Origin of the sequence: Kineococcus auxinigenes (assembly GCF_050871525.1) — a bacterium.
Classification (GTDB): Bacteria; Actinomycetota; Actinomycetes; order Actinomycetales; family Kineococcaceae; genus Kineococcus.
Map to the genome: position 1 here is coordinate 1 of NZ_JBKBCT010000030.1, position 10,623 is coordinate 10,623.

The 10,623-nt window shown below is 76.5% G+C and carries 10 protein-coding genes, 1 tRNA gene, 1 pseudogene and 1 riboswitch; of the genes and pseudogenes, 1 reads left to right on the forward strand and 11 read right to left on the reverse strand.

Translation table 11 applies throughout. From position 1 onward, the window contains the following. Window positions 1-113: 113 nt before the first annotated feature. On the forward strand, window positions 114-980 hold the full coding sequence (cobA, locus tag ACRYR9_RS10190; protein ID WP_432497965.1) for a uroporphyrinogen-III C-methyltransferase: 867 nt from the start codon (window positions 114-116) through the stop codon (window positions 978-980). 54 nt (window positions 981-1,034) lie between these two features. Here the strand turns inward: cobA and ACRYR9_RS10195 are convergent, their stop codons facing one another. The 11 genes and pseudogenes from ACRYR9_RS10195 to ACRYR9_RS10245 all read right to left on the reverse strand — a co-directional run bounded on the left by ACRYR9_RS10195 (window position 1,035) and on the right by ACRYR9_RS10245 (window position 10,607). After that, window positions 1,035-1,958 carry a sulfurtransferase gene (locus ACRYR9_RS10195; protein ID WP_432497968.1) on the reverse strand — a complete coding sequence of 308 codons (924 nt, stop codon included), beginning with the start codon at window positions 1,956-1,958 and terminating at the stop codon, window positions 1,035-1,037. 275 nt (window positions 1,959-2,233) lie between these two features. Beyond that, a riboswitch (SAM riboswitch) is annotated at window positions 2,234-2,327 on the reverse strand. Window positions 2,328-2,389: 62 nt separating this feature from the next. Beyond that, on the reverse strand, window positions 2,390-3,016 hold the full coding sequence (locus tag ACRYR9_RS10200) for an FxLYD domain-containing protein (protein WP_432497970.1): 627 nt from the start codon (window positions 3,014-3,016) through the stop codon (window positions 2,390-2,392). A gap of 118 nt (window positions 3,017-3,134) precedes the next feature. After that, window positions 3,135-3,208: transfer RNA gene (locus ACRYR9_RS10205), tRNA-Pro, on the reverse strand. Window positions 3,209-3,256: 48 nt separating this feature from the next. After that, window positions 3,257-4,711: a ribosome biogenesis GTPase Der gene (gene der, locus ACRYR9_RS10210; protein ID WP_432497994.1), complete on the reverse strand. Its 1,455-nt coding sequence runs from the start codon at window positions 4,709-4,711 to the stop codon at window positions 3,257-3,259. Between the two features lie 23 nt (window positions 4,712-4,734). After that, complete coding sequence (locus ACRYR9_RS10215; protein ID WP_432497973.1) at window positions 4,735-5,487, reverse strand: lysophospholipid acyltransferase family protein; 753 nt, start codon at window positions 5,485-5,487, stop codon at window positions 4,735-4,737. Further along, window positions 5,484-6,284, reverse strand: a complete 801-nt coding sequence (gene cmk, locus ACRYR9_RS10220) for a (d)CMP kinase (protein WP_432497975.1) — start codon at window positions 6,282-6,284, stop codon at window positions 5,484-5,486. The genes ACRYR9_RS10215 and cmk overlap by 4 nt, the downstream gene beginning before the upstream one ends. Before the next feature lie 76 nt (window positions 6,285-6,360). Continuing rightward, window positions 6,361-7,476 (reverse strand): prephenate dehydrogenase, encoded by a 1,116-nt coding sequence (locus ACRYR9_RS10225; protein WP_432497977.1) that lies wholly within the window; start codon window positions 7,474-7,476, stop codon window positions 6,361-6,363. 6 nt (window positions 7,477-7,482) lie between these two features. Next, on the reverse strand, window positions 7,483-7,845 hold the full coding sequence (gene aroH / locus ACRYR9_RS10230; RefSeq protein WP_432497979.1) for a chorismate mutase: 363 nt from the start codon (window positions 7,843-7,845) through the stop codon (window positions 7,483-7,485). A gap of 49 nt (window positions 7,846-7,894) precedes the next feature. Then, window positions 7,895-8,899 carry a pseudouridine synthase gene (locus ACRYR9_RS10235; RefSeq protein WP_432497982.1) on the reverse strand — a complete coding sequence of 335 codons (1,005 nt, stop codon included), beginning with the start codon at window positions 8,897-8,899 and terminating at the stop codon, window positions 7,895-7,897. A gap of 197 nt (window positions 8,900-9,096) precedes the next feature. Next, window positions 9,097-9,621 (reverse strand): annotated as a pseudogene (gene scpB / locus ACRYR9_RS10240) (SMC-Scp complex subunit ScpB); the annotation flags it as partial. Between the two features lie 80 nt (window positions 9,622-9,701). Further along, complete coding sequence (locus tag ACRYR9_RS10245; RefSeq protein ID WP_432497984.1) at window positions 9,702-10,607, reverse strand: segregation and condensation protein A; 906 nt, start codon at window positions 10,605-10,607, stop codon at window positions 9,702-9,704. Window positions 10,608-10,623: the final 16 nt, after the last annotated feature.

The window sequence follows — 10,623 nt, forward strand, 5'->3', positions numbered from 1 at the left end:
CGCCCCCCCCCCCCCCCCCCCCCCCCCCCCCCCCCCCCCCCCCCCCCCCCCCCCCCCCCCCCCCCCCCCCCCCCCCCCCCCCCCCCCCCCCCCCCCCGGCGGGCGGGACGGCGGTGGAACCCGCCGTCGTGCGCCGCGACGACGTCGTGCTCTCGGTGGAGGCGGGCGAGGACACCGCCCGCGCCCGCGCGCTGGCGGTGCACCTGGGGCACCTCCTGGACTCCGGTCGAGCGCCCCTGCGGCGGCACCGGCCCCGCGCCGGCCGCGTCGTCCTGGTCGGCGGTGGGCCCGGCGAGCCGGAGCTCATGACGCTGCGCGGGCGCCGGCGCCTGGCGGAGGCCGACGTCGTGGTCGTTGACCGGCTGGCCCCCACGGGTGTCCTCGACGAGCTCGAGCCGGACGTCGAGGTCGTGGACGTCGGCAAGACCTCCGGGAACCACCCCGTGCCGCAGGAGGAGATCAACCGCGTCCTGGTCGACGCCGCTCTCGCCGGGCGCACCGTCGTGCGCCTCAAGGGCGGCGACCCGTACGTCCTGGGGCGTGGTGGCGAGGAGGTCCTCGCCTGCCGCGCGGCGGGGGTGGAGGTCGAGGTGGTGCCCGGCGTCACGAGCGCCTTCGCCGTTCCCGCCGCCGCCGGCATCCCCGTCACCCACCGCGGGGCCGCGCGCTGCGTCACGGTCGTCTCGGGCCACGAGGACCTCGACGGCGACGACCTGGGGGCCCTGGCGCAGCTGGCTGGGACGCTCGTGGTCCTCATGGGCGTGGCGGCCCTGGACCGGCTCGCCGCGGGGCTGCTGGCCGCCGGTCGCGACCCCGCCACACCGGTCGCCGTGGTGCAGGACGGCTGGAGCCCGCGGCAGCGCACCACCACCGCGCCCCTGGCCGACCTCGCCCGGGTGGCGCGCGCCGCGGGGGTGCGCGCCCCGGCCGTCGTCGTGGTCGGCGAGGTCGTCGACGCCCTCGCCCCCCACGGGGCCTGAGACGCGTCGAGGGGGCGGGACCCACCGGGCCCCGCCCCCTCGACGTCGGCCTGCTCAGCGCTTCGCGGCGCCGATCCCGCCAGGCTCGGAGCCGACCACGATGGGGGCGCGCACCGCGTTGCCCCACTCGGTCCAGCTGCCGTCGTAGTTGCGCACGTTCTCCAGGCCCAGCAGGTGCGTCAGCACGAACCACGTGTGGCTGGAACGCTCCCCGATGCGGCAGTACGTGACGGTGTCCGTCTGCGGCGTCAGCCCGGCGCCGGAGAAGTAGATCTCCTCCAGCGCAGCGCGGTCCTTGAACGTGCCGTCCTCGTTCGCCGCCTTCGCCCACGGCACGCTGGCCGCGCCCGCGATGTGCCCGCCGCGCAGGGTGCCCTCCTGCGGGTAGTCGGGCATGTGGGTGCGCTCACCGGTGTACTCCTGCGGCGAGCGGACGTCGATCAGGCCGCCGCGGTGCTCGCGCACGTCCGGGGCGAACGCGCGCACGCGGCTGTCGTCACGCTCCACGACGGGGTACTCGGTGCGCTCGCGCTGGGGGGTCTCGGTCGTCAGCTCACGTCCCTCGGCGGCCCACTTGGCACGGCCGCCGTCCAGCAGGCGCACGTCCTCGTGACCGAACAGCGTGAACACCCACAGGGCGTACGCGGCCCACCAGTTGCTCTTGTCGCCGTAGATGACGACGGTGTCCTCGCGACGGATCCCCTTGCGGGAGAGGAGGTCCGCGAACGCGGCGCCGTCGACGTAGTCGCGGGTCACCTCGTCGTTCAGCTCGGTGTGCCAGTCGACCTTGACCGCGCCGGGGATGTGACCGGTCTCGTACAGCAGGACGTCCTCGTCGCTCTCCACGACGACCAGGCCCTCGCTGCCCAGGTTCTCGGCCAGCCAGGCGGTGCTGACCAGCTTCTCGGGGTGGGCGTACTCGGAGAACTTCGGCTCGGTCGTGTCGACGGGGGCGGTGCCGGACGTGGTGCTGGACATGCGTGTTCTCTCCAGGGCGTGACGAGGGTTCGACGGCCGCCGTGCGGCGGCCGGGTGCGGTGGTGGTGTGGTGCCGTACCGGTTTCCCGCGCTCGACCGGTCGGGGCGGCGCGGGGGTTCCGGGCGGGCGGGGTGCGCCCCGGGTCCGCGGGGCGCACCCCGCGGTCCGGGCGGGTTCTGCGGGCTGTCAGCGACAGGCGGCGGAACCGCGGCGGCACAGGTCGATGTGCCGCCGGGAGTGCAGTTCTGTGGTGCGGTCCTGCGTCATCGCGTGCCCTCCATCGGCCCTGGCGGAAGCACCCACGCCCTGCGGGAGGGGGGTTGCTGCGGCGTCGTCGAGCCAGGTCTCTCGGCCGCTCTGGATGGTCGTGGCGCCACCGTGCCCGGTGCGGGGGCGGGCTGTCAACCTCGCCGCACCACCCGCCGCCCGTTCAGGCCCCGGTCACCTCCAGGACCCGGCAGGCCACCGCACCGGAGACGCCCTCGCCGAGCACCTGCACGGTCCTCGTCTCCCCCGGCGCGAGGTCCTCCACGACGGTCCGTCCCCGACCCAGCTGGGCGTCGGCGGCGTCCATCCACTCCACGACGACCGCGAAGGCACCGGAGCGCTCGGCCGTGCCGGTGACCTCCAGGGTCGCGGTGGCCGCCCCGGAGGCGCCGGCGTCGCCGCAACCGGTCACCGCGATGCCCTCGGGGGAGCCGGAGGGCCGCGTGCCGGCCGCTCCCCCCTCGGCGGGCGGAGCGCTGATCCCGGGCCCGGCGGGGCCGGGCTCCGGCTGGTCGTCGACGACGTCGCCGCGCGCCTCGGCCGTGACGACCACGACGACCGCGGCTGCGGCCACGGACAGGGCCAACCCGGCGGCGGCCGTTCGCCGCGCCCGGCGCACCGCCGCGATCCCCGCCACGGCGCCGAGCAGCGCCAGGCACAGGGCCACCACGTGCAGCCGCGGGACGAGGGCGGTGGCGACACCCGCCAGGCCCAGCACGACGGAGGCGGTCGCCACCCCGTCGCGCGGTCCGCGGCCGGAGGAGGGGGCTGTTCGTGCGGTCGTGGTCACGGTGGCGTCCCGGGGCTCGTCGTCGTGCTCCTGGCCCGCTCCAGGCTAGGCGAACCGCCCGGGAACGGCGAGAGGGCCGGCCCCTCGCGGGACCGACCCTCCGTCGTGCTGCTCACTGTCGGGCTGACAGGATTTGAACCTGCGACCCCTTGACCCCCAGTCAAGTGCGCTACCAAGCTGCGCCACAGCCCGATGGCCCGCTCCCCCGTTCCCGGGCGGCGAACCGGTGACAACCTTACATCACCGCTTGCGCTTCTCCCGCACGCGCACGCTCACCTCGATGGGCGAGCCCTCGAAACCGAACTCCTCGCGCAGCCGCCGTTCCAGGAAGCGGCGGTAACCGGCCTCGAGGAAGCCGCTGGCGAAGAGCACGAACCGCGGCGGCCGCGTCGACACCTGCGTGCCGAAGAGGATGCGCGGCTGCTTGCCGCCGCGCACCGGGTGCGGCTGGGCGGCCACGACCTGCCCCAGGAAGCTGTTCAGGCGCCCCGTGGGCACGCGGGTGTCCCAGGAGTCCAGGGCGGTGTCCAGGGCGGGCACGAGCCGTTCCAGGTGCCGGCCGGTCATCGCCGAGACGTTCACCCGCGGCGCCCACGGGATCTGGACGAGCTCCTTCTCGATCTCGCGCTCGAGGTAGTGGCGGCGCTCCTCGTCGGTGAGGTCCCACTTGTTGTAGGCCACCACGAGCGCGCGCCCGGACTCCACGACCAGCGAGACGATGCGGATGTCCTGCTCGGTCAGCGGCTCGCTGGCGTCCAGCAGCACGACCGCCACCTCCGCCTTCTCCAGCGCGGCCTGCGTGCGCAGGGAGGCGTAGAAGTCCGCGCCCTTGGTCAGGTGCACCCGGCGGCGGATGCCGGCGGTGTCGACGAAGCGCCAGGTGCGCCCGCCCAGCTCGATGAGCTCGTCGACCGGGTCGCGGGTGGTGCCCGCCGTGGGGTGCACGACCACCCGCTCGGAACCGGCGAGCTTGTTCAGCATGCTGGACTTGCCGACGTTGGGGCGGCCCAGCAGCGCCACGCGGCGCGGACCGCCGACGGGCTCGGCGCCGCCCACGGCGGAGACCTCCGGCAGCAGCCGCACGGCGGCGTCCAGGGCGTCGCCGGTGCCGCGCCCGTGCAGCGCCGAGACCGGGAACGGCTCCCCCAGGCCCAGGCGCCACAGCTCGGTCGCGTCCGCCTCCTGCCGCGGGCCGTCGACCTTGTTCGCCACGAGGACCACGGGCTTGCCCGAGCGGCGCAGCAGCCGCACGACCTGCTCGTCGGAGGAGGTCGCGCCGACGGTCGCGTCCACGACGAACACGACGGCGTCCGCGAGGTCGATCGCGATCTCCGCCTGCTCGGCGACGGCCAGGTTCAGGCCCTCGACCTTGCGCTCCCAGCCGCCGGTGTCGACGAGGGTGAAGTCGCGCCCGGCCCAGTTCGCCGGGTAGGAGACCCGGTCGCGGGTCACGCCGGGCACGTCCTCCACGACCGCCTCGCGACGGCCGATGATGCGGTTGACCAGCGTGGACTTGCCCACGTTGGGGCGCCCCACGACCGCCAGCACCGGCAGCGGGCCGGAGGGGGCGTCCTCGGGGCCGCCGGCGCCGTCGTCGCCGAGCAGCGCCACGTCCTCGGGCGAGAGCTCGTAGTCCTCCAGGCCGGCGCGCAGGGCGCCCTCGACGCCCGCGTCCATCTCGCTGGCCGCGTCCATCTCGTTCGGGGTGTCGGGTGTGCTCACCGGTGACCTCCGGTCACGTCGTCGGACGCCATCTCGCCCAGGCCCAGCTCGGCGGCGGCGTCCTGGTCCTCTGGCAGGGGGGTTCCCGTGCGGCGCATGCTGTCCAGCACGTGCGCCGAGAGCTTGTCGCGGACCTGCTCCACCGCCGCCGACAGCGCGGCGCGGCCCGGCACGCCGGGTTCCTTGACCACCGTGAACGGCTCGCCGAAGCAGTAGTGCAGCCGGCGCCGCGGCGGTGGTGCGGTGCGGTTGCGCTCGCCGGGGCGGTGGGCGCCCAGGCACGCCACCGGCACCACGGGCGCACCGGACTGCAGCGCGATCCAGGCGATGCCCGAGCGCACCGAGGCGGCGTCGCCGCGCCCGCGGGTGCCCTCGGGGAACACCCCGGCCGCGCCGCCCTCGGCGAGCACGCGCAGCACCGTCTGCAGCGCGTCGCGGTCGCCGTGGCTGCGGTCGATGGGGATCTGCCCGGCGCGCAGCAGCGCCCAGCCGACGACGCCGCCGAACATCTCCTTCTTCACCAGGAACGCCACGTCGCGCGGGGCGACCCCGTACAGCAGCGGGCCGTCGGTGAGGGAGGCGTGGTTGGAGGCCAGCAGCACCGGCCCGGTCGCCGGGACGTTCTCGGCGCCGTGGACGGTGGCGTTCCACACCACGTGCGCCAGGAACCGGCCGATGCCCTTCGTCCACGCCTGCGGCTTGCCCGCGCGCGGGACCGCGACCGCCCCGGCCGGGGCGGCGGCGCTCACGCGCCCTCCCCGGTGGCTTCGCGCACCAGCTGCAGCAGCGCGGCCACGGTGCCCTCGAAGTCCAGGTGGGTCGAGTCCAGGGTGAGGACGCCGTCGGCGGCCGCGGTGAAGGCGGTGGTGCGCGCGTCGACGCGGTCGCGCTCGGACACCGAGCGGCGCACGGCCTCCACGGAGGCGACGTCGGCGGCGCCGAGGTCCTGCTGCGCGCGCCGGGCCAGGCGCACCGCCTCGTCCGCGGTCAGCAGCACCCGCACGTGGGCCTGCGGGGCCACCACCGTGGTGATGTCGCGGCCCTCGGCGACGACGCCGGGCCGGGCACCGGGCGCCGGTGCGGCGCAGGCGGCCTCGATCAGGGCGCGCTGGCGCAGCACGAGGTCCGCGCGCACGGCGGGCACGGCGGCGACCGCGCTGACCGCGGCGGTCACCTCCGCCCCGCGCACCTGCTGCGTCACGTCGGTCTCGGTGCCGTCGGCGTCCACCACGGCGATCGAGGGGGCCTGCGGGTCGGTGCCCACCGACAGCGCCGCGGTGCGCACGTGGGCCGCGACGGCGGCCGGGTCGGCCAGGTCCACGCCGGCGCGCAGGGCGGAGAAGGTGACGGCCCGGTACATGGCCCCGGTGTCCAGGAACGCCACGCCCAGGGCGCGGGCCGCGGCCCGGCTGACGCTGGACTTGCCGGAACCGGAGGGGCCGTCGACGGCCACGACGATGCCCGGCGGCGGGGCGGAGGTGCCGGCGCCGGTCACGGCGGAGGGGGTGTCGGCGGGCGCGACGGGACCGCTGGGAGAGGTGGGCACCGCACGAGGTTAGTCGACCCGGCACCGGCGCACCGACCCCGTGCACCACGCCGGGGGCTGGGAGCACCGGCGCGGCTCAGGAGGCCGGGACGGTCCAGCCCCGCGCCCGCAGCGCCTCCGCCAGCGGCCTGGCCGCGGCCGGCAGCACGTCGACGGAGGCCAGGGCGACCGCCTGCCCCGGGGAGTGCTCCAGGCGCAGGTCCTCCAGGTTCACGCCGGCGGCACCGACGTCGCCCAGCAGCCGGGCCAGCTCGCCGGGGCGGTCCGGCACCACCACCACGACCGTCGCGTAGAGGGCCGGCGCCCCGCCGTGCTTGCCCGGGATGCGGTCGCGGCCGGCGCCGCCGGCGGCGACGAGGCCGGCCAGGCGCCCCCGCGCCCCCGGCGCCTGCGGATCGGCCTGCAGGGCGCGCAGCGCCGCGACCACGGCGTCGAGGTCCGCGCGCAGCGCTTCCAGGACGTCGGCCACCGGACCGGCGTTGGCGGTCAGGATCTGCGCCCACAGCGCCGGGTCGCTGCCCGCGATGCGGGTGACGTCGCGCAGGCCCTGACCGGCCAGCGCGACGGCCGGTTCGGGAGCCTCGCGCAACCGCGCGGCCACCAGGCTGGCGGCGACCTGCGGGGCGTGCGAGACCAGCGCCACCGCCTCGTCGTGCTCGTCGGCGGGCATCGCCACCGGCACCCCGCCGCAGTCCAGGGCGAGGTCGTGCACCAGCGCCACGGCCCGGCGCTGCACCGCCCCGGTCGCCGAGACCACCCAGGGGCGGCCGGCGAACAGGTCGGCGCGCGCCGAGACGGCCCCGCCGCGCTCGCGCCCGGCCATCGGGTGCCCCCCGACGTAGCGGGTCAGGTCCGCGCCGGCGGCGCGCAGGGCGGCCAGCGGCCCGCCCTTGACGCTGGCGACGTCGGTGACCACGGCGTCCGGGTGTAAAGCCAGCTCGGCGGCCACGACGTCGGCCACCACGTCCGGCGGGGCGGCCACCAGCACCAGGCGCGGGTCGTCGCCGGGGGCGGGCAGCCGACCGGCCCCGAGGTCGCGGGCCAAGGCCACCGCGGTGGGCGAGACGTCGCTGAGCACGACGTCGACCCCGCGCAGGGACAGCGCCAGCCCGGCGGAGGCGCCGAGCAGGCCGGTGCCGACGATGCGCACCGTCCCGCTCGTGCGGGCCGGTGCGGCGGCGTCCAGGGTCACCGGGGCCTACTGGGCGATGTCGCGGCGCAGGGCCTGCGCGCCGCGCAGGTAGACGTGGCGGACCTCGGCGCGCGCGCGGGGCGTGTCCACGTGCGCCATCAGGCGGATCACCCGCGGCATCGAACCGTCGATCTCGAGCTCGCGCGCGCACATCAGCGGCACGTCCCCCATGCCGAGCTCGCGCGCGGCCACGGCGGGGAACTCGCTGACCAGGTCGGAGGTGCAGGTGAACAGGATGCTGATGAAGTCGTCCGGGGACAGCTCGTTCAGGCGCACCACCTCGGTGACGAGCTCGCGCGTCGCGGCGAGCACGACCTCGCGCTCGTCGACGTCGACCTGCACCGCACCCCGGACCGCCCGCACCGACACGCCGCTCACCGTACCGAGACCGCGGCCGGCGACGGCCGCCCGGGTGCGCTCACAGCCCCACGGCCGCCATGAGCTGCTGGACCTCGCCGCGAGTCAGGCGCCGGTTCCTGCCGGGTTTGAGGTCGCCGAGCACCAGCGGGCCCATCTGGGTGCGCACGAGCTTGAGCACCGGGTAGCCCTCGGCGTCCAGCATGCGGCGCACCACGTGCTTGCGGCCCTCGTGCAGGACGACCTCGACGAGCGCGTAACCCGGCTTGGAGTCCACCAGCCGGAAGGAGTCCACCGTGGCAGGACCGTCGTCCAGCTCCACGCCGGCGCGCAGGTTCCTGCCGAGCTCGCGCTTGACGGGCCCGCGCACCTCCGCCAGGTACGTCTTCTGCACGCCGAAGGAGGGGTGCTGCAGGCGGTGCGCGAGGGCCCCGTCGTTGGTCAGCAGGATCAGGCCCTCGGTCTCCAGGTCCAGGCGGCCGACGTGGAACAGCCGTTCCTCGCGCGGGCCGACCATGTCGGCCAGGTTCAGCCGGTCCTGCTCGTCGAACATCGTGGAGACCACGCCCTTGGGCTTGTTCACCATGATGTAGACGAGCTGGTCGTCCACGGAGAAGCGCAGGCCGTCCACGTGGACGACCTGGCGGGCCGGGTCGATGCGCACGCCGAGCTCGGTGACGACCTGCTCGTCGACCGTGACGCGACCGGCGGTGATCATCTCCTCGCAGGTGCGGCGCGACCCGGCGCCGGCCTGGGCGAGGAACTTCTGCAGCCGCACGCCCTCGGGGTCGTGCACGTCGCCCCCGCGCACGGACGGCGCGGGGCCCCGGCGCGGCGGTGCCGGTGCCGGCTTGATGTCGTCGGTCATGCGGCGGGCGGCGCCGCGGCCGGCGGAGCGCTTGCCGGGCTGGTCACCGGCGCGCTTGCCGAACGGCTTGCCGCCGCCCTTGCCGCCGGTGCCGGGCTTGCCCCCGGCACCGGGCTTGCCGCCGCGGCCCTGCGCGGGCCGCCCGCCGGTGCCGCCCTGGCGGCGGCCACCTCCTCCTCGGGGCGCGGTGGGGCTCATCGTGGTTCCTCCTGCTGGTCGTCGGGCGCCGCGGGGGCCGCCGGTCCACCCGGGGCCGCCGACGCCGCGTCGTCCGCGGCGCTCGCGCGCTCGGTCCCATCATCCCCCACCGCGGGCGGCCCGCCGACCTCCCCGGCCAGGACCCCCGGGGCGTCCGGGGCGACCGCGTCGGCCACCGCCCCGGCGAGCGCGGCGCCGGGCTCGGGGGCGAGCACCTCGCGCGGCTCCAGGTCCTCGGGATCGACGTCCTCGGGCAGGAACGGAGCCAGCGGCGGCAGGTCGTCGATCCCGTCCAGGCCCATCCGCTGCAGGAACTCGTCGGTGGTGCGGTAGAGGGTCGCCCCGCTGGTGGCCTCCACGCCCGCCTCGGTGACCAGGCCACGGGTCAGCAGGGTGCGCATGACACCGTCGACGGACACCCCGCGCACGGCGGACACGCGTGCGCGGCTGACCGGCTGGCGGTAGGCGACGATCGCGAGGGTCTCCAGGGCGGCCTGGGTGAGCTTGGCGGTCTGCCCGTCGAGGAGGAACGCCTCGACCACGTCGGCGTGCTCGGGGCGGGAGTACACCCGCCAGCCGCCGCCGACCTCGCGCAGCTCGAAACCGCGCCCGGCCTCGGCGTACTCCCCGGCCAGCTCGCGCAGCAGCAGGTCCACCTCGTCGGGCTGCTCGCCCGTGGCGCGCGCCAGGGCCTGCACCCCGACCGGCTCGTCGGCGACCATCAGGACGGCCTCGATCGCGGAGCGCACCCGGCGCCCCGGGTCGTCGGCGGGGTCGTGCTCGGTTTCCCGCACCTGCTCGTTCACCGTTCTCCCCCCGGCGCGGCCTGCGCGCCCTCGAACTCGTCGACACCCGCGAGCACGCCGGAGGCGGCGTGCGCGCCGTCGGCGGCCCCGGCGTCCCAGCGCACCGTCAGCGCTCCCAGCGCCTCGGGCTGCTCCAGGCGCACCCGCCGCTCCCGGAACAGCTCGAGCACCGCCAGGAACCGGGCGACGACCACGAGGGTGCCCAGTTCGCCCTCGCCGGCGTCGGCGGTGATCTCGGCGAAGGTCAGGCTGCCGCTGCGGCGCAGCCGCTCCACCACGAGCGCGGCCTGCTCGCGCACGCTGACGGCGCTGGCGTGCAGGTGGTCCAGCCCGACCGCGGGGACCGGTTTCGGCGTCAGGGCGCGCGCGGCGATCGCCGCGAACTGCTCGGGGCTGACGGTCAGGACCAGGTCCGGCAGGAGCTTCTCGAAGCGCGGCTCGACGGCCACGGCGCGCGGCACCCGCCGCGAGGCCTGCGCGAACCGCTCCGCCAGCACGGCGGCGACCCGCTTGTAGGCGCGGTACTGCAGCAGCCGGGCGAACAGCAGGTCGCGCGCCTCCAGCAGGGCGAGGTCCTCGGGGTCCTCCACGTCGGCGGCCGGCAGCAGGCGAGCGGCCTTGAGGTCCAGCAGGGTGGCCGCCACGACGAGGAACTCGCTGGCCTCGTCGAGGTCCCAGTCGCCCTCACCGGACGAGGCGGCGCGCAGGTGCGCGATGAAGTCGTCGGTCACCCGCGCCAGCGCCACCTCGGTGACGTCGAACTGGTGCTTGGCGATCAGGCCCAGCAGGAGGTCGAAGGGCCCGGCGAAGTTCTCGAGCCGGACCTCGAAGGCACCGCGCGCACCGGCGGGGTCGGCGCCGGCGGACCCCTCGGGCAGGACCGGTCGCGAGGAGGGCACCACGGGAGCCACCGTACCG